We start from the raw sequence: 21,180 nt of genomic DNA on the forward strand, positions 1-21,180 counted from the left end.
AGATCAGCGGCTGGCCGCCTCCGCCGCCGGCTGGCGCACGAAGCGGGCGCGCAGCCGGGTCAGGGCCAGGTAGATCGCCGGCGTGGTGTACAGGGTCAGCACCTGGCTGACCAGCAGGCCGCCAACCACGGCGATGCCCAGCGGACGGCGCATTTCCCAGCCTTCGCCGGTGGCCAGCATCAGCGGCAGCATGCCCAGCAGCGCGGCCAGGCTGGTCATCAGGATCGGGCGGAAACGCAGGCGCGCGGCTTCCACGATCGCCGCCTCCGGCGTCATGCCGTGATCGCGCTGTGCGGCCAGGGCGAAATCGATCATCAGGATGGTGTTCTTCATCACCACTCCCACCAGCAGGAACAGGCCCAGCAGGGAGATCAGATCCAGCTCGGTATCAAACAGCATCAGCGCCAGCAGCGCGCCGACGCCGGCCGAGGGCAGGATCGACAGGATTGCGATTGGCAGCACGAAGCTTTCGTACAGCATGCCCAGCAACAGATAGACCGCCAGTACTGCACCCAGGATCAGCCACAGCTGGCGCTGCTGCATTTCCTGCAGGCTGCCGGCTTCCTCGCCCAGCACGGCCTGTACTTCATTGGGCAGCATGATCCGGGCCATGGCCTGGTCGATTGCTTCCACCGCCTCGCCCAGGGTCACCCCGGGAGCCAGGGCAAAGCTGACCCGCGAAGCCACGAACTGCTGGCGGTGCTGGATGCGGTCCGGCGCCATGCCGTAGGACCAGCTGGCAAACGCCGACAGCGGTACCCGTCGGCCGCCTTCGCCGATCGCATACACCTGATCCAGCGTGGCCGGGGTCTGGGTATAGCGCTGGTCCAGCTCCATCACCACCCGGTACTGGTTGAGGCTGTCGTAAAGGGTGGCTACCTGGCGCTGGCTGAAGGAGTTGTTGAGCACGGTGGCGACCATGCGCATGTCCACGCCCAGCTGCGCCGCCGCGGTGCGGTCGATATCCAGCACCACCTGGCGGCTGCCCTCGTCGCCGCTGGAGTCCACATCGGCCAGTTCCGGCAGCGCCGCCAGCGCCTCGCGGATGTGCGGGGTCCACTCGCGCAGCGGGGCGAGATCGCCGGACATCAGTTCCAGGCTGTAGGTGCCTTCATCACCGCCACCGCCGCCGATACGGATGTCCTGGTCCACCCACAGGCCCATGCGTCCGCCGGGGATGGAGGGCATCTGCATACGCAGCCGGTCGATCACTTCGCGGCTGGACACGCCGCGCTCTTCCAGCGGCTTCATCTGGATCATGATGAAGGCGTTGTTGACCCCGCTGTTGCCGCCGATATAGCCGGAAATATGCTCGATCGCCGGGTCGGCCATCAGCAGCTGCCGGTAGGCGTCGATCTTGGGCTGCATGACCTGGAAGGAGAGACCGTCATCGCCGCGGGCGAAGCCGCGCAGCTGGCCGGTGTCCTGCTGCGGCACGGTGCCGCGCGGCACCTGTCCCGACAGCCAGACGCTGAGGCCGATCGCACCGGCCAGTACCAGCAGCATCACCGGTACATTGCGCACCACGCCGCCGAGCGAGCGCAGATACAGCCCGCGCGTGCCTTCGAACGCCACGCCGCCCAACCGCTGCCACGGCGTGACCACCCGGTCCGGATCCTTGCGGCCAAGCAGGCGTGCGGCCAGCGTGGGAGTGAGGCTCAGCGAGACCAGCAGCGACACGCCCATCGCCGCGACCAGGGTCAGCGAGAACTCGCGGAACAGGCGTTCGACGAAGTCGTCCAGGAACAGGATCGACACGAACACCACCGCCAGCGCCAGGTTCATCGACAGCAGGGTGGTGCCGACCTCGCCGGCGCCGCGCATGGCCGCCTTCCATGGGCTGAGTCCAGCCTCGATGTGGCGGGAGATGTTCTCCAGCACCACGATCGCATCGTCCACCACCAGCACCGCGGCCACGATCAGCGCCATCAGCGACATGGTGTTGAGCGAGAAGCCCAGCATCCAGATGATCGCCAGCGCGCCGAAAAGCGATACCGGGATCGCCAGCGTGGGCACCAGCGCTGCGCGCCAGCTGCCCAGGAACGCCAATACCACCAGCACCACCAGGCCAACCGCCAGCAGCAGGGTGTGCTCGGCTTCGCTGAGGGTGGCGCGGATGACCGGCGAGCGGTCCATCACCACTTCCATGTCCACGCCGGCCGGCAGCAGCGCACGCAGCTGGTCCATCTGCGCGTGGATCGCGTCCACGGTCTCGATGATATTGGCGTTGGGCTGGCGGCTGATCACCAGCAGCACCGCATCGCGGGTGTTGTGGAAACCGGCGGCGTAGCGGTTTTCGGTGCCTTCGGCCACCTGGGCCACATCGCGCAGGTGCACCGGGCGGCCGTCGCGCCAGGCCACGATCAGGTCGCGGTATTCGGGGGCGGTGCGCAGCTGCAGGTTCGCCTCCACCTGCCACTGGCGCTCGCCCTCGGCCACGTGGCCGAGCGGGCGCAGGGCATTCGCGCTGCGGATCGCGCCGGCCACTTCGTCCAGCGCAATGCCGTACTGGTTGAGGGCGGAAGGATTCAGCGACACGCGCACCGCGGGCAATGAGGCCCCGCCGGCTTCCACCTGGCCCACGCCCGGGATCTGGGCGATCTTCTGCGCCAGGATGGTCGAGCCGACGTCGTACAGCTCGCCCGGGCTGAGCGTTTCCGAGCTCAGCGCCAGCGACATGATCGGCGCCTGGGACGGGTTGATCTTGCGGTACTGCGGCATGCCCGGCATGCCGGATGGCAGCTGGGCGCGGGCCGCGTTGATCGCCGCCTGCACCTCGCGGGCGGCCTCGTCCACGTTGCGGTCCAGCGAGAACTGCAGGTGGATGCGGGCCGAGCCCTGGCTGCTGGAGGAGGTGATGCGGGTGATGCCCGGAATGGTGCCCAGCGCCCGCTCCAGCGGCGTGGCCACGGTGGCCGCCATCGACTCCGGGCTGGCGCCCGGCATGCTGGCGGTCACCTGGATGGCCGGGTAATCCACCTGCGGCAGCGGCGCCACCGGCAGCATCCGGTAGGCCAGCATGCCCGCCAGCACGATCGCCACGGCCAGCAATATCGTGGCTACCGGGCGCTCGATAAACGGGCGCGACAGGTTGGCGCGCTTGGCTTCGACGCGCTTGGCCTCCATCAGCGTGCCGGCTCTGCTTCAGCGGCCGCGGCGCGACCACGGCGGGTCAGCCGGTCGAAGAACAGGTAGATCACCGGCGTGGTGAACAGGGTCAGCACCTGGCTCACCATCAGCCCGCCCACCATCACCAGACCCAGCGGCTGGCGCAGCTCGGCGCCGGAGCCGGAGGCCAGCATCATCGGGATGGCGGCAAACAGCGCCGCCAGGGTGGTCATCAGGATCGGCCGGAAGCGCAGCAGCGCCGCGCGGTGGATCGCCTGCTGCGGGGCCATGCCCTGGTCGCGTTCGGCCTCCAGGGCGAAGTCGACCATCATGATCCCGTTCTTCTTCACCAGCCCGATCAACAGGATGATGCCGATGATCGCGATCAGGTCCAGGCTGCGCCCGGTCACCAGCAGTGCGGCCAGCGCGCCGACGGTGGCCGAGGGCAGGGTGGACAGGATGGTGATCGGATGGATGAAGCTCTCGTAGAGCACGCCCAGCACGATGTACATCACCAGCACCGCGGCCAAAATCAGCCACAGGGTGCTGGACAGCGAATTGCGGAACGCCTGAGCCGCCCCTTGCAGGCGCAGCTCCACTGCTGCCGGCAGGCCAAGTTCGGCGCGTGCGGCTTCGATCTGGTCGACCGCTTCGCCCAGCGATGCGCCCGGCGCGAGGTTGAACGACACCGTAGCCGCCGGGAACTGGCCGATATGGCTGACCATCAGCGGCGCGGCGCGGGTCTCGATCCGGGCGATGCCGGCCAGCGGCGTCTGCTGGCCGTCGCCAGTGGCCACGTGGATGCGTCCGATCGCCTCCGGTCCCAGCTGGAAACGCCCGTCCACTTCAAGCACCACGCGGTACTGGTTGGCGTGGGTGAAGATGGTCGAGATCTGGCGCTGGCCGAAGGCGTCGTACAGCGCGTCGGCCACGTTGGACACGCTGATGCCCAGGCGCGCGGCGGCGTCGCGGTCGATATCCACCCAGGCCTGCAGCCCGCGGTCCTGCAGGTCGCCGGCCACGGCTGCCATTGCCGGGGCGTCCTGCAGGCGCTCGATCAGGCGGTCGGCCCACAGGGCGAGCTCGGTGCTGTCGGGACTGGTGAGCGCGAACTGGTACTGGCCGCGGCTGACCCGGTCCTCGATCGACAGCTCCTGCACCGGCTGCATGAACAGCGCGATCCCCGGCACCTGGCCCGCGCGCTGCTGCAGGCGTTCGATGATGGCGTGCGCGCCGTCGGCGCGGTCGGCGTGCGGCTTGAGCTCGATCAGCAGGCGGCCGGTGTTGAGCGTGGCATTGGTGCCGTCCACGCCGATGAACGAGGACAGCGAAGCCACGTCGGGGTCTTCCAGGATCGCGGTGGCCAGCGCCTGCTGGCGCTCGGCCATGGCCTGGAACGAGACCTGCGCCGGCGCTTCGCTGATGCCCTGGATCAGGCCCGAGTCCTGCGAGGGAAAGAAGCCCTTGGGCACGGCCACGTACAGCAGCGCGGTCAGAGCCAGGGTGCCCACGGTGATGCCGAGCATCAGCGGCTGGCGGGCGAGGGTCCAATGCAGGGCGCGGTCGTAGAGCGCGATGATCCGGTCGAACATGTCGCCTTCGGCGCCGGCTTCGTCGTCACCGGCAACGGTGCCGGGCTCGGCCACGCCGTGATCGCGCCCGGCCTTGAGAAAGCGCGCGCACAGCATCGGCGTCAGCGTGAGCGAGACCACCAGCGAGACCGCAATCGCCACCGCCAGGGTCATCGCGAATTCGTGGAACAGCCGCCCCACCACGTCGCCCATGAACAGCAGCGGGATCAGCACCGCGATCAGCGACACGGTCAGCGAGATCAGGGTGAAGCCGATCTGCTTCGCGCCATCCAGCGCCGCCTGCAACCGTGGCTTGCCCTGTTCAAGATGCCGGGCCACGTTTTCAAGCATCACGATCGCATCGTCGACCACGAAGCCGGTGGCAATCGTCAGCGCCATCAGGGTGAGGTTGTTGAGCGAATAGCCCGCCATCAGCATGAAGCCGAAGGTGGCCACCAGCGACAGCGGCACCGCCAGGCTGGGAATGATGGTGGCGGGGATGGTGCGCAGGAACACGAAGGTCACCAGCACCACCAGGCCGATCGCCAGCAGCAGCTCGGTCTGCACGCCCTTGATCGAGGCGCGGATCGATTCGGTGCGGTCGCTGAGTACGGTCAAGTCGACCGCGGTCGGCATGGCCGCCTGCAGGCGCGGTAGCAGCGCGTGCACCGCGTCCACCACCTCGATCACGTTGGCGCCGGACTGGCGCTGGATATTGATCAGGATGGCCGGTGTCTCGCCCGACCACGCCGCGAGCTGGCGGTTCTCGGGGCCCTGGTCCACTTCGGCCAGGTCGCCCAGCCGCAGCGGCGCGCCGCCGCGCCAGTTGATCACCAGGTCGCGGTATTCCTGGGCGGAGCGCATCTGGTCGTTGGCGTCGAGCATGATCGCCCGGGTCGGGCCGTCGAAGCTGCCCTTGGGCATGTTGACGTTGGCAGCGGAAATCGCCGCACGGATGTCATCCATGCCGAGGTTGGCCGCAGCCAGCGCGTTGGGATTCACTTCCACGCGCACTGCGGGCCGCTGGCCGCCGGCCAGGCTCACCAGGCCCACGCCCGGCAGCTGCGACAGGCGCTGGGCCATGCGCGTATCGACCAGATCGTAGACATCGGGCAGCGGCAGCGTGGCCGAGGTGACCGCCAGGGTCAGGATCGGGGTGTCGGCTGGATTGACCTTGCGGTACACCGGCGGCATCGGCAGGTCATTGGGCAGCAGGTTGCTGGCCCCGTTGAGTGCCGCCTGCACCTCCTGCTCGGCCACGCCCAGGTCGATTTCCAGCGAGAACTGCAGGGTGATGACCGAAGCGCCCCCGGAGCTGGTGGACGACATCTGGTTGAGGCCCGGGATCTGGCCCAGATGGCGCTCAAGCGGCGCGGTGACCGCGCTGGTGGTGACCGAGGGGCTGGCGCCCGGGTAGAAGGTCAGCACCTGGATGGTGGGGTAGTCCACCTGGGGCAGCGCCGCCACCGGCAGCAGCCGGTAGGCGAAGATGCCCGACAGCAGCAGCGCCAGCATCAGCAGCGTGGTCGCTACCGGGCGCAGGATGAAGGGGCGGGAGAGGTTCATGCGCCGGGGCCGGTGTCGCTGTCCACGGCGGGCTCGTCGCCCAGGTCTTCGACGGGCTGCCCGCTGGCGTCCACCACCTCCACCTTGGCGCCGTCGCGCAGCCGGTCGATGCCTTCCAGCACCACCCGCTCACCGTCGGCCAGGCCTTCGATCACTTCCACCCGGCCGTCGCTGGTGGCGCCCAGCACCACGGGGCGCACGCTGGCAGTGTCTTCGGCGTCGATCACATAGACGTAAGTGCCCTGGCTGCCGAACTGCACCGCGGCATCCGGGATGGACAGGGTTTCCTCGTTGCCCAGCTGCAGGCGGACGTTGACCGACTGGTTGGGAAACAGGCGGTCATCCTCGAACAGGGCGCGCAGGCGCAGGGTGCCGGTGGCGGTGTCGATGCGGTTGTCGACGCTGGACAGGGTGCCGGTGGCCAGCAGGCGGCGCTCTTCGCGATCCCAGGCCTCGACCGGCAGGCTGTCGGAGCGGCGCATAGCTTCGATCAGCGAGGGCACTGCGGTTTCGGGAATCGAGAACAGGGCGCTGATCGGGCTGGTCTGGGTAATGGTAACGATGCCCTCGGCATCGCCGCTGCGCACCAGGTTGCCGGCGTCCACCTGGCGCAGGCCCACGCGGCCGTCGACCGGCGCGGTGATGCGGGTGTAATCCAGCTGCAGGCGGGCTTCGTCCACGGCAGCCTGGTCGATCTCGCGGCGGGCTTCGAGCTGGCGCACGCGGGCCTCCAGGTCGGACACGTCCTGGGCGGCGACGTAGTCACTCTTGGCCAGGTCGCGGAAGCGGCGCAGTTGGATCCGGGTGTTTTCCAATTCGGCCAGGTTCTGGCGCTGCTGGCCCTCGGCCTCGGCCAGGCGGATGCGGTACTGGGCCGGGTCGATCTGGGCCAGCAGCTGCCCGGCTTCAACCCGCTGACCTTCCTCGAATTCAACCCGCAGCAGCTCGCCGTCCACGCGCGAGCGCACGGTCACCTGGTGCAGCGGGGTCACCGTGCCCAGCGCCCGCAGCTGGACCAGCAGCGGGGCCCGTTCGGTCTCGGCCACCCGCACCGGGGTGGCGGGACCACCCGGCCCGAAGAAGCCGCCGCCCCGGCCCGGCCCCTGAGGCGGCGCGGCGTCGTCTCCGCCCGCGCAGCCGCGCCACAGCAGCAGCAATGCGGCAATGACGGCCACGGCGATCAGGAGGGTCTTGGTGCGGGGGGCTTGCTTCATGGGGGAGTCCGGGATGTGCGGGGCGGCGGCACGGCGGCCGCGATCGGCCGGCGCCGCGGGTGAGGCGTTCGCAAAGTGGGGGTGGGCGGCACGATGTGCTCGCGTGCGCATTTTACAGGGGGTCCGATGACAGATGGCGCAGCCGAAAGTCATGCCTGTCGCACGCGCCGCTATAGTCGCGGTCCCCTCACAGATGCGAGCACCGATGTCCGGTTCAAGCACACCTTCCACGGGCGGTGCGATCGCCCTGGCCGCCGGCGGTACTGGCGGGCACCTGTTTCCCGCCGAAGCCCTGGCCCGCGAGCTGATGGCGCGCGGCCATGCGGTGGTGATCCACACCGAGCAGCGCGGCGCCGCCTATACGGAGGCTTTGGCCGGCATCGAGCACCTGGTGCTGCCGGCGCGCTCCCTGGCGGGTGGCGTCGTGGGCAAGGCGCAGGCGGCGATCACCATTGGCCGGGCCGCGATGCGTGCGCGGCGCGATCTGGTCCGGCGGGGGGCGCGGCTGATGGTCGGCTTCGGCGGCTATCCGAGTTTCGCGCCCGCGCTGGCGGCCAAATCGCTGGGCCTGCCCTTGCTGCTGCATGAACAGGCCACGCGGCTGAGCATGGCCAACCGGCAGCTGCTGCGCCTGGCAGACGGCGTGGCCACCTCGTTTCCGCAGGTGGCCGGGCTGGAAGGATTTGATGCGAACAAGGTGTTCGAGACCGGCAATCCGGTGCGACGCGCGATTCTGGAGGCCCGCGCGGGCTACCCGCCCTTGGCCAGTGATCAGGCGCTGCGGCTGCTGGTGGTGGGCGGCAGCCAGAGCGCGGCAGTGTTCGGGCGGGTGGTGCCACCGGCGCTGCTGGCGCTGGATGAAGGTATCCGCCGCCGGCTGCAGGTGTCGCTGCAGTACCGGGGCGAGGACGCCGCGGCGATTGCGGACCGGCTGGGGCAGGCCGGCATCCAGGCCGATGTGCGCCCGTTCTTCAACGACATGGGTGAGCGCCTGCGCGATGCGCACCTGCTGATTGCCCGTGCGGGCGCGACTACGGCCGCGGATCTGCTGGTGATGGGGCGGCCGGCGATCTTCGTGCCGATTCCGCACGGTGGCTCGCGCGAAGAGCAGCGTCGCAACGCCGACACGCTGGCCGAGGCCGGCGTGGGCTGGTGCCGGCCCGAGCCGGAGCTCACCCCGGAATCGCTGGCGGCGCTGCTGGATGAACTGTTGACATCGCCTACGATGCTTGTCGAGGCGGCCCGTTGCGCGGCGGAGCTGGGCAAGCCGGAAGCGGCGTCGCTGCTGGCTGATGCGGTGGAACAGACGCTGGCGCGAAGAGGCTGAACAGGGCAGAAAGTTTGTGTACTCGCAAGTGCTGTTTTGCAGTGCGGCGTGCATGTTGCATAACCTTTCCTTCACAGTTGCTCTGCACCCGACGTGGGGGAGGGAGCAAAAGCCCGCTACCGGTTTTCCGGTAGCGGGCTTTTTTTATTGTGCCCCGCCGCCGCCGGGAGGCCTTTGCGCTCCATGTCCCCCGGCCTGCGCCTGCGGCTACGGCCTCCTCCTTTACTTACGCGCAAAGGCCTCCCGGCCACGACGGCGGCGTTTGCCCAGGTCCAGTGCCAAAATGCGGGGCATGGATGATGCCGATCTGGATGCTGAACTCGAATCACTTGCTGGCCGCGCGCTGGAGCGCCTGCGACGGGCGCTTGGCGACGATGCGCAGACGCTGGACGTCCAGGCCAATATTGAGCGGGTGCGCCGGGTGGCGATCGCCAGTGATTTCGCCATCGACACCCTGGAACGCCAGCCGGAGCTGATTCCCGCCCTGCTTGCCGATGACGGGCCGGATGCGTTGTCGGCGCCGACGCTCGCGCCCGATGACAGTGACCGCTGGCCGCGCCTGCTGCGGCGCTTCCGCGCCGCCGAGTCCACCCGCCTGCTGTGGCGCGATGTGCTGGGGCTGGATGACCTCGACGCCACCCTGACCGGCAGCACCCGCCTGGCCGATACCTGCCTGCAGCTGGCCCATGACGCGCTGGAGGAGCAGTTCGCCGCCCGGCACGGGAGGGTCCGTGACAGTGATGGCGAAGTCGTGCGCCTGGTGGTGTTCGCGCTGGGCAAGCTGGGCGGGCAGGAGCTCAACTTCAGTTCCGACGTGGACCTGGTCTATGCCTATCCGCAGGGCGGTGAGAGCGACGGTGCGCGCCCACTGGCGGCGGAACAGTACTTCGCCAAGCTGGGGCAGGCGCTGGGTCGGCTGCTGGATGACAACACCGCGGATGGCTTCTGCCATCGGGTGGACCTGCGCCTGCGTCCGTTTGGCGGCGCCGGGCGGGTGGTGCTGAGCTTCGCGGCGATGGAGGCGTATTTCCAGAGCGAAGGGCGTGACTGGGAGCGCTATGCCTGGCAGAAGGCGCGGCCGGTGGCCGGCGATCTTGACGCGGGGATGGAGTTCCTCGATCAGCTGCGGCCGTTCGTCTATCGCCGCTATCTCGACTATGGGGCGCTGGACGGCCTGCGGGCGATGAAGGCATCGATCGCCGCCGAGGTTGCCCGCAAGGAAATGGCCGATGACATCAAGCGTGGGCCCGGCGGTATCCGCGAGATCGAATTCCTGGCCCAGGTGCTGCAGTTGATCCGCGGCGGACGCGAGCCGGCGCTGCGCGAGCCGCGTCTGGAGCCGGCCCTGAGCGCGCTGGTTGCTGCCCGGCATATCCCCGAAGACAGCGCCCGGGACCTGTCGCAGGCCTACCGGTTCCTGCGCCGGCTGGAGAACCGGCTGCAGATGCTGCGCGATGCCCAGGTGCACGCGATTCCAGCGGCGCCGCTGGATCGGCTGCGCATTGCCCGCGGCCTGGGCTACGCGGACTGGGCCGGCCTGGACGTTGAGCTGCAGGCGCACCGCGTCCGGGTCGGCGGGGAATTTGATGACCTGCTGGCCCAGCGCAGCGAACTGCCGTCGGCGGACGGCGATATCGCCGGCTACTGGCGCGCATTGCCGGAAGGCGGGGATGCGGGTGCGCTGGCCGCGGCGGGATTCGACGACGCTGGCAACGTGGATGCGGCGCTGCGCGATTTCGCCCGTTCGCCCAGCGTTCGTGACCTGTCCGATTCCACCCGCGCCCGCCTGGACCGGGTCATGCCGGTCCTGCTGCAGGCCAGCGCCCCGGCTGATCGGCCGCTGCAGGCGGTGCGCCGGCTGCTGGCGCTGCTGCACAACATCCTGCGTCGCTCCGCTTATCTGGCCCTGCTGGACGAGCAGCCAAGCGCACTGCAGCGACTGATCGATCTGGTCAGCCGCAGCGCCTTCCTGGCCGAGCGCGTGGCCGCGCACCCGCTGCTGCTGGATGAGCTGCTGGACGCGCGCGCGGAAGGCCCGCTGCCCGAGCGCGCGCTGTTTGCCCGCGCCTGTGCGCCGGCGCTGCACCATGAGGATCTGGAGCAGGCGCTGTTTGCGCTCAACGAAACCCGCCATGCGCTCAGCTTCCGCATCGCCCTGGCGGTGCTGGACGGGCGCCAGCAGGCGCAGGAGGCAACCCGCCAGCTGGCCTGGCTTGCCGACGCCGTGGTGGAAGGCGTGGTGGAGCTGGCGCGGCGCGACCTGTGTGCCACCCGCGGGGCGATTGAACATGCGCGCTTTGCGGTCCTCGGCTACGGAAGTCTGGGCGGAGAGGAGCTTGGCGTGGGCTCCGATCTTGACCTGGTGTTCCTCTATGACGCGCCGCAGGGCGCCCAGTCGGACGGCCAGCGACCGCTGGATGCGCCGCGCTGGTTCGCGCGCCTGGCGCAGAAGGTGGTGGCGCTGCTGGACACGGTGACCGGCGCGGGCCGGCTGTACGAAGTCGATATCCGCCTGCGCCCGGACGGTGCCAGCGGACTGCTGGTGTCATCGCTGGCCAGCTACGACGACTACCAGCACCAGCGTGCCTGGACCTGGGAGCACCAGGCGCTGGTGCGCGCGCGCTGCGTGGCCGGTGACGACAGCCTGGGTGCGGATTTCGAGCGGGTGCGCGCACGTGCGCTGGCCCGCGAGCGCGATCCGGACGAGCTGCGCGATGAGATCGTCACCATGCGCGCGAAGATGCGTGCCGAACTGGACCGGGGCTCGCCGGGCCGCTTCGACCTCAAGCAGGGCGAGGGCGGGCTGACCGACCTGGAGTTCCTGCTGCAGTACCTGGTGCTGCGCGACGCACACACGCATCCCGAACTGCTGGCACCGCGCGCAACCCCGGCGCTGCTGCAGGCGGCCGGTGGCGCCGGTCTGCTGGATCCGGCGGCGGTGCAAACCCTGCGCGTCGCCCACGCCACCCTGGCCGAACTGGCCCTGGCCTGCGGCCTGGACCGGCGCTCGCGGCTTGTGCCCGACAGCGACGAACTTGCGGCAGCCCGTGCGGCGATCCGCTCGGGAGTGCGTGCAGCGGGCCTGGGCTGACAGCACCGGCGCAGCGGGGCGTTGCCAAGCTGGGGAAAACCCCAGATGGCAGACGGGCGCGGACTGCCTAGCATGGCGGTAATTGCACACCCGCATTGAGGACGATCCATGAGCATCCACGCTATCCGTGACGGCGGCTACCAGCCACCGCCGCCGCCGCCGACCCGCAACGAGACCAAGCACACCGTGGTCCCGGCCGAAAGCATCACCGATATCGCCAACCGTCACGGCGTGTCGGTGCAGGACATCATGAAGTCGAATCCGGCCATCCAGAACCCGGACATGGTGTACCCCAACCAGGAACTGACCATTCCGGCGCGGGTCACCGACGATCCCAGCGTCAGCCTGTCCAGCGATGGCAGCGTGGGTGCCAGCAACACCACCACCGAGAAGACCACGACCACGTCGGAAAACGGCAGCGTGCGCCAGTCGTCCACCTCGGGCACCGTTGGCATCAGCGCCAACGAGGAGAAGGGCACCGTCACCCTGTCCGGGGGTGGCTCGTTCTCCGAGTCGGTGAAGAACGCCAAGGGCTATGGGGTGAGCTTCAGCGCCGGCGGCAATGCGTCGGTCACCGAAGGCGGCAAGACCGAAGACGGCGTGACGACCTACCAGCTGTCGACGGACGTGTCGATATTCCTCAAGGGCGGGGTGAATACGCCCAAGGCCGGGCTTGAGATCGGCCGCACCGAAGGCATCCGCACCTCCTATCAGGTGACCATGCCGGAAGACGCCGATGTCGATCCGAAGGACATCAATCCGTTCGATCCCTCCTCGATACCGGAAGGCGCCGTGGTGACCATGAACGGCTCGGATTACAGCACCAACGAGTTCAAGGCGACCTTCCAGAAGCTGGCACTGCAGACCAAAATCACCGACGAGAGCGGAGTGAGCACCGCGATCGAACGCACCGGTGAGGACACCGTGCGCGTCACCGCTGGCCCGACCGAGGCGATCCAGGCCTACAACGGCGTTGGCGTGGACTTTGGCGTGGCCAACGTGATGCTGGGCCGCAACGACAGCCTGTCCGGGGCCACCCTGCAGACCGCCGAATTCGACCTGTCCACCGAAGAAGGGATGGCGGCCTACAACGACTTCATCACCACCGGCAGCCTGCCCGAAGACAATGGCGACGGGGTGAGCAATGTGGCCACCATCGAAAAGGTGGATTTCAGTTCCCAGACCCAGCTCAGTGGCAAGCTCGGCCCGCTCAAGCTGACCCTGGATGGCGCGCAGAACACTGGCAACATGGTCGTGACCACCTTCCCGGACGGCTCCATGGAGCGCACGGCTGACCTGCAGTACTCGGGCAACGTGCCGATGAACATCACCCAGCGCTGGGACGCGGATGGCAACGAGATCGCCTCCGAGCGCGTCTACAGCTACGACTTCCAGGTGGATGAGCAGAACCAGCAGCTGCTCAACGCCGCGCTGACCGGTGATCTTGCGCAGGCCGCCGACGGGCCGCTGGAGCCGGGCCAGACCGTGACCCTGAGTTTCAACGAAAACCAGATGCAGGCGCTGGCCGGGCAGACCGGGAGCGCGGTAGAAAACGGCGCGCACATGGACCTGGGCCATCTGCTAGGTGGGATGCAGCCGGACGGGTCCTACGCGGCGCAGGAACCTTGGGATTTCGCCCTGTCGCTGGGCCGGAACATGGGCAACAGCGACTATGGACTGGCCGAACGGCTGTTCACGATCGCTGACGGCAGCACGGCGGGCGGCTTTGGCGACCGTGAGTACGCGGCCATCGATGCCGGGGTCCACGTCCAGCCCTGACCCGGCGGCAGGGTGAGTCACAGGATGGCGGGCGGGTCAGCTGATCCGCTCGCGCACCTGGGTGGCAATACGCGCGGTCTCGCGCAGCGGCTCGCAGTCGAAGCGGGCCAGCGCCTCATCCACCGGCCGGATGCGCCCGCGGGTTAGCAGGGCATCGAGGAAACGGCGCGGCCGTCCTTCTGTGCCCGTGGGCTCGAATACGAACACCGGCGCCCGGGTGGCGCAGGCTTCCGACACCATGTTCACCGAGTCGGGCGTGCATACGATGCGGTCGGCCCAGGCCAGCAGGCCGGGGTAGGGGTTGGATTCCCCGGCTTGCCCGGTCCAGGCCATGCCGGGCCATGCTTTATCAGGCCCGTCTCCGCTGTCCATCCGCTCGCGCAGCGCGGCGGTGACCTCCGCCGGGGTGCGCCGCGATACCGTGGCCAGCACGCTGCCGCCCTCATCGGCCAACACGTTGGATATGGATTGGGACAGCGCCTCAAACGCGGCACGATCAAAGCGTGCATGGCGACTGTTGCCGCCCAGCAGCAGGGCAATGCGTGGGCGCGGCAGTTCGGCCAGCAGCGGAAAATCCGCGCGCCCTGCTGCCAGCCATGCATCGTCCACCGGATTGAGGCTGCCAAGCAGGTTCAACACGTTGGGGCCTTCGAGACCGTCGTGTTCGGGCGCGATCACCAGATCCCAATGAGCGGGGTCCATGCGTGGATCCAGGATCTGCACCGCGCGCGCGCCTGCGTCGCGCAGCAGCCGCGTGGCCAGGGCCGACTGGCGTCCACAGCCGATGGTCAGCGCCGGCGGCGTGGCGAGGGCGCGGGCAAATTCGCTGCCGAACGCGTGCTTCGCGCCGGGGAGGCGGTGCGGTGCGGCCCAGCGCCACGGACGTCGCGGCGTCAGCCGCCAGTTGCGGACAGCGTCGTGCCCCAGCGCTGCTGCCAGCGAGAGCGCCTGGCGCAGGTTGCCGGCATGACCATCGGTCAGGGCCCAGGCCGTTCCATAAGTGCTGGGTTGCGGTTCAATATCCATTTATCGTTCTGTTTTTGTGACCATATGTTCCGGTCAGCAGGCTCCGCAAACATCCGTGGAACTCTACACTGGACGCCAATTCACATGCGGCACCCGCCGCGGGGGAGACACTTTCGACATGACTGAAGTCCTGACCGACGCAGCGCTTGACCAGCTGTTCCGCACCGCCCGGACCTATAACCGTTTCAGCGGTGAGATCGACGATGCCACCCTTGAACGGCTGTATGAGCTGACCAAGTGGGGGCCGACCAGTGCCAACACGTCGCCGGCGCGCTTCGTGTTCGTGCGCTCGCCGGAGGCCAAGGCCCGCCTTGCGCCGGCCCTGGACGAGGGCAACCGCGAAAAGACCCTGTCCGCACCGGTGACCGTGATCGTCGGCCACGACCTGGAGTTCCACGAGAAGCTGCCGTACCTGTTCCCCCACACCGATGCCAAGGCATGGTTTGCCGGTCCGCAGGAGGGCCGCCGCGAGCAGGCCTTCCGCAACGGCACCCTGCAGGGCGCGTACCTGATCCTCGCCGCGCGCGCGCTCGGCCTTGATACCGGTCCGATGACCGGCTTCGACGCGGTGAAGGTGGACGAGGCCTTCTTCAAGGGCACCTCCATCCGCTCCAACTTCCTGGTCAACCTGGGCAAGGGCGATCCGGCGAGCATCTTCGACCGGTCGCCGCGCCTGGGGTTCGACGAGGCCTGCCGCATCGAGTAAGCGCGTTACCCCTTTCTGTCATTTCCCTTTTCGGAGACACACCATGAACCATCGCAACTTCCGCCGCCTGGCGCTTGCCGCCGCCCTGTCCTTTGCCGCCACCGCTGCCTTCGCCGCGCCGGTCACCTACACCATGGACCCGGACCACACCACCGTGGCCGCCAAGTGGAACCACTTCGGCTTCTCCAACCCGGTGATCCTGTTCGGCGATGTCGACGGCACGATCGTGTACGACGCCGACAACGTGTCCGCCTCCAGCGTCCAGGTGACTCTGCCGCTGTCGGGCCTGGAGTCCAACGTCAAGGCCTTCAACGACCACCTGCTGAGCGACGACTTCTTCGACGCCGCGCAGTTTCCCGAGGCCACCTTCCGCAGCACCTCGGTGGAGGTCGACGATGACGACGAACTGAAGATCACCGGCGATCTGACCATCAAGGGCATCACCAAGGAAGTGGTGCTGGACGTGGACATCAACCTGATCGGCGAGCATCCGATGACGGGCAAGCAGACCGCAGGCTTCGACGCCGAAGTCACCATCAAGCGCAGCGACTTCGACCTGGGCCTGTACGTGCCGAACGTGGCCGACGAGATCGAGCTGCACATCACCACCGAGGCCCCGATCGCCAGCGGCGACGACGCCTGATCCGAGGTGGCCGGCGCTCCCTCGCCGGCCACTCCTCCTCCTCCGGTAGGAGCGCGCACGGCGCGCTCCTACATAAGTTGTTCTCCTACCATGCAGATCTTCCGTCCGGCCGCCGAGCGCGGCCACGTCAACGCCGGCTGGCTCGACAGCCGCCACAGCTTTTCCTTCGGCCATTACCACGACCCGCAGTGGATGGGCTGGGGACCGCTGCGCGTCATCAACGAGGACCGGGTGTCGCCTGGCGGCGGCTTTGCCCCGCACGGCCACGCCAACATGGAGATCCTCAGCTACGTGATTTCCGGCGGCCTGGCGCATCGCGACAGCACCGGCAGCGAAGGTGTCCTGCGCCCGGGCGAATTGCAGTGGATGAGCGCCGGCCACGGCATCGAGCACAGCGAGTACAACGCCTCCGATTCGGAGCCGGTGCACTTCCTGCAGATATGGATCCAGCCCGATCGCCTGAACGCCGCACCCGACTACGCCCAGAAGGCCTTCGACCCGGCCGCACGACGGGGCAAGTGGGGCCTGCTGGCCTCTCCCGACGGCGCCGACGGCAGCCTAGCGATCCGCCAGGACGCGCGCCTGCTCGGCGTGCAGCTGGCCGCGGGCGAAACCGTGGTCCACACCCTCGATCCCGCCCGCCGCTACTGGCTGCAGGTTGTCCACGGACAGGTGTCCGTCGACGATCGTGAACTGTCGGCCGGCGACGCCATCGGCTACGCCGAGGAGTCCGGCGAGCTGCGCATCACCGGCACAGGCGAAACGCTTGCCGATCTGCTGCTGTTCGACCTGCCGGCCTGATTCGTTCCGACCTCAGCCCGGGTAGCGCGCCTTGAGCATGGCCCACACCGAACGCAGTCCCTGGGCTTCACCGCCGATGGGTCGGCCGGCGCGTTCGCAGTCATTCCAGGCGAACACATCCAGGTGTGCCCACTGGGTGTCCTCGGGTACGAAGCGCTCCAGGTACAGGGCCGCAGTGACTGAGCCGGCCATGCGCGAGCCGGCGTTGGCGATGTCGGCCACGCGGCTGGTCAGGTAGCGCAGGTACGGGCGCCACAGCGGCATCCTCCACACCGGGTCGCGCTGGTCCATGCCGGCCTTGAGCCAGGCGTCGGCCACGGCGTCGTTGTTGCTGTAGAGCGCCGGCAGGTCCGGGCCCAGCGCAATCCGGGCCGCCCCGGTAAGGGTGGCGAAGTCGAGCAGCAGGTCGGGGGTGGATTCGCCGGCATAGGTCAGCGCATCGCCCAGCACCACCCGCCCTTCGGCGTCGGTGTTGTCGATCTCCACGCTGATGCCCTTGCGGGTGGCCACCACTTCGCCGGGACGGAAGGCATCCGGACCGATCGCGTTCTCCACTGCCGGGATCAGCAGCGACAGGCGCACCGGCAGGCCGCGGCTCATGACCAGCTCGGCCAGTGCCAGCGCGTGGGCGGCGCCGCCCATGTCCTTTTTCATGTTGCGCATGCCGTCGGCGGGCTTGATGTCCAGGCCGCCGGTGTCAAAGCACACGCCCTTGCCCACCAGTGACAGCAGCGGGGCGCCCTGCCTGCCCCAGGTCAGGTGCAGCAGCCGCGGGGCGCGATGCGATGCGCGGCCGACGGCATGGATGGCGGGAAAGTTCTGCGCAAGCAGCTCGTCGCCGACGATGCTTTCAAGCCGGCCACCGTGTGCCTCGGCAATGCCGCGGGCCACGGTTTCCAGCTCTTCCGGACCCATGTCTTCGCTCGGGGTGTTGACCAGATCGCGCACGCGGCTGCAGGCGGTGATCACCGCCAGGGTTTCCGCATCAGCCTCCACTGCCAGCCGGGCCGGCGCACGCGGGGCTTTCTTGTAGCGGTCAAAACGGTAGCTGCCCATACCCCAGCCCAGCGCAAGGGCGTCGCGGGCCTCACCCTCCGGGGCCTGTACCGGCTGCCAGTCACCCGCAGGCAGGCAGAATGGCGCGTGCGCATAGGTGAACGGATCCAGGCGGTCGCCCAGCCCGAGGACAGCGCCGGGCGCGCTGCCGTCTTCCGCCGGCAGGCTCAGCCAGGTACCGGGCGCAGCGTCGAAGCCGTGCGCCTCGAGCCACTGGCGGACGGCTGCAGGCTGCTGGTCCAGCCAGCCAGGCAGGGACTCGCGGTCGAGCAGGTGCAGCGGACGGGGGTTTTCTGCCTCGGCAGAGGTGGTCAGCCCGGGGGGAAGGGTCATTCTGTAACACTCCTGTGGGGTGCATCCCCGAGCCCGGCGTCCAGCCAGTCGGCCAGGCCGGTCAGGCTGTCGAAAGCCAGGTCGGGGGTAATGGTGGCGTGTTGCCAGGTGCGGCCATCGCGGTTGATCCAGCAGCTGCGCAGGCCGGCCCGCGCAGCGCCGGCCACGTCGGCCTCGATGTGATCGCCCACGTGCAGCACTTGGCCGTGGTTAAAGCCCAGACGCGCGCAGGCGGCGTGATAGATACAGGGCGAAGGCTTGGCCTTGCCATGTTCCCCGGCGCCCAGCTGGAAGACGAAGTGCTGCTCCAGCCCGATCCGGCCGAGGTCCGCATTGCCGTTGGTCAGCGCTGCGATCGGCACCCGGGCGGCAATGCGCTCAAGCGCGGCGACGCTGTCGGGATAGAACTCCACCTGGTTGCGGGCGGCGAAGAACGCCTCGTAGGCCGAATCCACCAGGTCCGTGTCGCCGCCGCTCTCGCGCAGGGCCTGTTCAATGGTCAGGCGGCGCAGCGCGGACACGTCGTGCGCCAGGTGCGGGTTCTGCTGGTGGACCCGCAGCCGCAGATCGCGCATGGCCCCGGTGGAGAAGCGCTCCGCGGTGCGCGGGCTGTGGGTGCGGAACCACGCATCCAGTGCCTGCTCGATCCGCTCCCCGGTCGGCGCGAACGGCCAAACGGTGTCATCCAGATCGAGGGTGATGGCGCGGACGGGGAAAAACTGCATGCGTCCCATTCTACGCAACGGCCGCGGAGGGGTCCGGGCTGCAACGGATCATTCCAGCAGCCGCGCCCAGGGCTCCATGCCATCAATGCGCGACAGCACCTTCTTGACACAGACCAGCAGCGGCACCGCCAGCAGCAGGCCGATGAAGCCCCACATGAAGCCGAACAGCATCAGCGCCAGGACCAGCAGCAGCGGCGACAGCGCCATGCGGTGACCGACCACCACCGGGGTGAAGATCTGTCCCTCCAGTGTCTGCAGCACCAGATAGACACCAAGTGGAAGCAGCGCCTGACCCAGGTCGTCCCAGACGATCAGGCCCATCATCAGCAACCCCGTGGCCGCCATGAACGCACCCACATAGGGCGCGTAATTGAGCAACGCCACCAGCGTGCCCCACAGCAGCGCATTGGGAAGGCTCAGCCCGATCAGGTGCAGCGCCACCGCCACCGCCGCGCCCAGCACCGCGTTGATCATGGTGATGGTGAACACGTAGCGGGACACTTCCTGCTCGATCCCCTGCATGATCTCCACGCTCACTTTCTGCTGGTAGCGGCTTGGCAGTAGCGAAATCGCATGCCGTTGCAAGGGCTCTCCATAGACCATGAAGAAGAACGTGAGCAGCACCACCGCCAGCACCGACATCACCATCTTCGGCGTGGCCACCAGCCGCTCCCAGGGATCCTGCTCGCGGACTGCCACTACCTCAAGCTGGCCTGCATCGGCGCCGTCGGCGGCGCGGGCCACGGTGGCCGCGGCTTCGCTGGCCTGCTGCATCGGCCCGGTCATCTGCTGCAATTTGGGGGTCAGCAGCTGCAGCTCACTGGGCAGCTGCTGCATCCATTCCGCCGCCGGCGCCACCAGCTGCCGGCCCAGCATCAGGGTCAGCACCAGGGCCGTGCCCAGCAATAGCAGGGCGCCGACGAATGGCGGGATGCGTGCCCGCTTGAGCAGGCGCATCAGCGGGTTGCCGATCAGAGCGAAGAACATCGCCAGCAGCACCGGCAGCAGCAGGTCGCGCGCGGCCCAGGCTGCGAACAGCACCGCCAGGGTGGCCAGGATCACCACTGCGATGGATGCGCGCGGACGCGGTGCCGGAGATTCCACAGCGGCCGGTGCGGGTGCGGATGCGGGCGCTGGCTGCTCGGCGCTGCCCACTGGCCGGCCGCCTAGCGTTCGGACAGTTCGGTCGCCGCCTCGGCGGGCGACGGCTGGCGATCCCAGACCGGGTCGGGTTGGCGACGGTCGGCGTGGTGCACTCCGGCAGGCGACGCGGCAGGCGCGGCAGCTGGGGTGGCGGTACCGGCATCCACTCCCGCTGCGGTCCCGAGCGCATCGTCTGCGGTGTCAGCAGCCTCGTCAGCGGTCTCGGCAGCGTCCTTGGCAGTCATTGCTGCCATGGCCGCCTGTACCGAACCCACCAGACCGACAACCGAAGTGACCAGTTGCAGGGCGCGGGGTCCACCCAGGCTGCCGAGCTTTTTCAGCGCCTTTTCCGGCTCTGCACGGCCGACGACAAAGCCGGATGCCAGGCCACCCACCACGATCCGTAGCGGGGTCCAGGCTTCACGCCACTGGCGGGTCATGCGTCCGTGCGATTGCCGGGTCTGCTCGGCGCGGCCTTCCACCAGGGCTTCCCCGCGTTCCACCCGGCGTTTGAGGTGCTGGAAGTTCATACGGTTGGCCCCTGTGTCATTGGCGCCGCGGTGTCCGGCTGTCCGCTGTCAGGTGCGTCCTTGTCCTCGTCGTCGTCCTTCAGCAGGCCCAGGCGGGTGAGCTGGCGTCGGGTAGCTTTCAGCCCGGTATGACGGGCGTAAACCATTGCCCGCCATCCGGCGAGTCCGGTGATGAGCAAATTGATCGCGGCCGCAATCAGCGCGGCGACCAGCCAGCTCAGCCCGAACGAATGCAGCAGGATGACCAGCAAGGCGAGGGTCAGCAGCCAGGCGGATGTGCCGAACACGATCGTGAGCGCCAGCCAGGCCAGCGTACGTCCCGCTGCGGCCCGTGCCAGCGCCAGGTCCGCACGCAACAGGCGTCGCAGGGCGCGGGCAGTGTCGCGCCCGGATGCAAAGGTCTGGCGTCCGGCCGCGGTGACGCGGCGGACGCTTTCATCCAGATGCGGTGGCTCCCCGGCGTTGGCGCTATCCGCGCCGGCGCTGTCGGGATGATCATCGTTCAAGGCATGCCCCGGCTGCTTGGGTGAAGACGCAACGTTGGCTCAAAACGCAACCGGT

Annotated in this window: 15 protein-coding genes; 6 read left to right on the plus strand and 9 right to left on the minus strand. The window is 68.6% G+C overall.

Annotated features, from left to right (window positions below; genetic code table 11):
• Positions 1 to 3 precede the first annotated feature (3 nt).
• From WCE59_RS08885 to WCE59_RS08895, 3 genes are read right to left on the minus strand one after another with little or no spacing between them, the layout of a single operon-like run.
• Entirely contained in the window at positions 4 to 3,126 is a 3,123-nt protein-coding gene (locus WCE59_RS08885; protein ID WP_343258397.1) for an efflux RND transporter permease subunit, read from the minus strand.
• Positions 3,126 to 6,245, minus strand: a complete 3,120-nt coding sequence (locus WCE59_RS08890) for a multidrug efflux RND transporter permease subunit (protein ID WP_343258398.1) — start codon at positions 6,243 to 6,245, stop codon at positions 3,126 to 3,128. The genes WCE59_RS08885 and WCE59_RS08890 overlap by 1 nt, the downstream gene beginning before the upstream one ends.
• Positions 6,242 to 7,459 carry an efflux RND transporter periplasmic adaptor subunit gene (locus WCE59_RS08895; RefSeq protein WP_343258399.1) on the minus strand — a complete coding sequence of 406 codons (1,218 nt, stop codon included), beginning with the start codon at positions 7,457 to 7,459 and terminating at the stop codon, positions 6,242 to 6,244. The genes WCE59_RS08890 and WCE59_RS08895 overlap by 4 nt, the downstream gene beginning before the upstream one ends.
• A 205-nt stretch (positions 7,460 to 7,664) precedes the next feature.
• Here WCE59_RS08895 and WCE59_RS08900 point away from each other — a divergent pair, with 205 nt between their 5' ends.
• The 3 genes from WCE59_RS08900 (at position 7,665) to WCE59_RS08910 (ending at position 13,656) form a co-directional block, all read left to right on the plus strand.
• A complete protein-coding gene (locus WCE59_RS08900; protein ID WP_343258400.1) occupies positions 7,665 to 8,786 on the plus strand; it encodes a UDP-N-acetylglucosamine--N-acetylmuramyl-(pentapeptide) pyrophosphoryl-undecaprenol N-acetylglucosamine transferase in 1,122 nt (373 codons plus the stop codon).
• 292 nt (positions 8,787 to 9,078) lie between these two features.
• Entirely contained in the window at positions 9,079 to 11,877 is a 2,799-nt protein-coding gene (gene glnE, locus WCE59_RS08905) for a bifunctional [glutamate--ammonia ligase]-adenylyl-L-tyrosine phosphorylase/[glutamate--ammonia-ligase] adenylyltransferase (protein WP_343258401.1), read from the plus strand.
• Positions 11,878 to 11,985: 108 nt separating this feature from the next.
• Positions 11,986 to 13,656: a LysM peptidoglycan-binding domain-containing protein gene (locus tag WCE59_RS08910; protein ID WP_343258402.1), complete on the plus strand. Its 1,671-nt coding sequence runs from the start codon at positions 11,986 to 11,988 to the stop codon at positions 13,654 to 13,656.
• 36 nt (positions 13,657 to 13,692) lie between these two features.
• Here the strand turns inward: WCE59_RS08910 and WCE59_RS08915 are convergent, their stop codons facing one another.
• The gene (locus WCE59_RS08915; protein ID WP_343258403.1) at positions 13,693 to 14,682 is read right to left on the minus strand and encodes a mitochondrial fission ELM1 family protein; all 990 of its coding nucleotides are present in this window, start codon (positions 14,680 to 14,682) and stop codon (positions 13,693 to 13,695) included.
• 118 nt (positions 14,683 to 14,800) lie between these two features.
• On the opposite strand from WCE59_RS08915, the gene WCE59_RS08920 reads away from it, so the two are divergent.
• The 3 genes from WCE59_RS08920 (at position 14,801) to WCE59_RS08930 (ending at position 16,832) form a co-directional block, all read left to right on the plus strand.
• Positions 14,801 to 15,388: a malonic semialdehyde reductase gene (locus WCE59_RS08920; protein ID WP_343258404.1), complete on the plus strand. Its 588-nt coding sequence runs from the start codon at positions 14,801 to 14,803 to the stop codon at positions 15,386 to 15,388.
• Positions 15,389 to 15,431: 43 nt separating this feature from the next.
• On the plus strand, positions 15,432 to 16,031 hold the full coding sequence (locus WCE59_RS08925; RefSeq protein WP_343258405.1) for a YceI family protein: 600 nt from the start codon (positions 15,432 to 15,434) through the stop codon (positions 16,029 to 16,031).
• 90 nt (positions 16,032 to 16,121) lie between these two features.
• Positions 16,122 to 16,832: a pirin family protein gene (locus WCE59_RS08930; protein ID WP_343258407.1), complete on the plus strand. Its 711-nt coding sequence runs from the start codon at positions 16,122 to 16,124 to the stop codon at positions 16,830 to 16,832.
• A gap of 12 nt (positions 16,833 to 16,844) precedes the next feature.
• Here WCE59_RS08930 and WCE59_RS08935 read toward each other — a convergent pair whose 3' ends face one another.
• From WCE59_RS08935 to WCE59_RS08955, 5 genes are read right to left on the minus strand one after another with little or no spacing between them, the layout of a single operon-like run.
• Positions 16,845 to 18,221 carry a leucyl aminopeptidase family protein gene (locus WCE59_RS08935; protein ID WP_343258408.1) on the minus strand — a complete coding sequence of 459 codons (1,377 nt, stop codon included), beginning with the start codon at positions 18,219 to 18,221 and terminating at the stop codon, positions 16,845 to 16,847.
• Positions 18,218 to 18,946 carry an HAD family hydrolase gene (locus tag WCE59_RS08940; protein WP_343258409.1) on the minus strand — a complete coding sequence of 243 codons (729 nt, stop codon included), beginning with the start codon at positions 18,944 to 18,946 and terminating at the stop codon, positions 18,218 to 18,220. Before WCE59_RS08940 ends, WCE59_RS08935 begins: the two co-directional genes overlap by 4 nt.
• A gap of 48 nt (positions 18,947 to 18,994) precedes the next feature.
• Positions 18,995 to 20,101, minus strand: coding sequence for an AI-2E family transporter (locus WCE59_RS08945; RefSeq protein ID WP_343258410.1), 1,107 nt, complete (start codon positions 20,099 to 20,101; stop codon positions 18,995 to 18,997).
• Positions 20,102 to 20,112: 11 nt separating this feature from the next.
• Entirely contained in the window at positions 20,113 to 20,619 is a 507-nt protein-coding gene (locus WCE59_RS08950; RefSeq protein ID WP_343258411.1) for a protein sip-5, read from the minus strand.
• Entirely contained in the window at positions 20,616 to 21,125 is a 510-nt protein-coding gene (locus WCE59_RS08955) for a phage holin family protein (protein WP_343258412.1), read from the minus strand. The genes WCE59_RS08950 and WCE59_RS08955 overlap by 4 nt, the downstream gene beginning before the upstream one ends.
• Between the last annotated feature and the right edge of the window lie 55 nt (positions 21,126 to 21,180).

This window comes from Luteimonas qiangzhengi (assembly GCF_039548515.1).
Classification (GTDB): domain Bacteria; phylum Pseudomonadota; class Gammaproteobacteria; order Xanthomonadales; family Xanthomonadaceae; genus Luteimonas.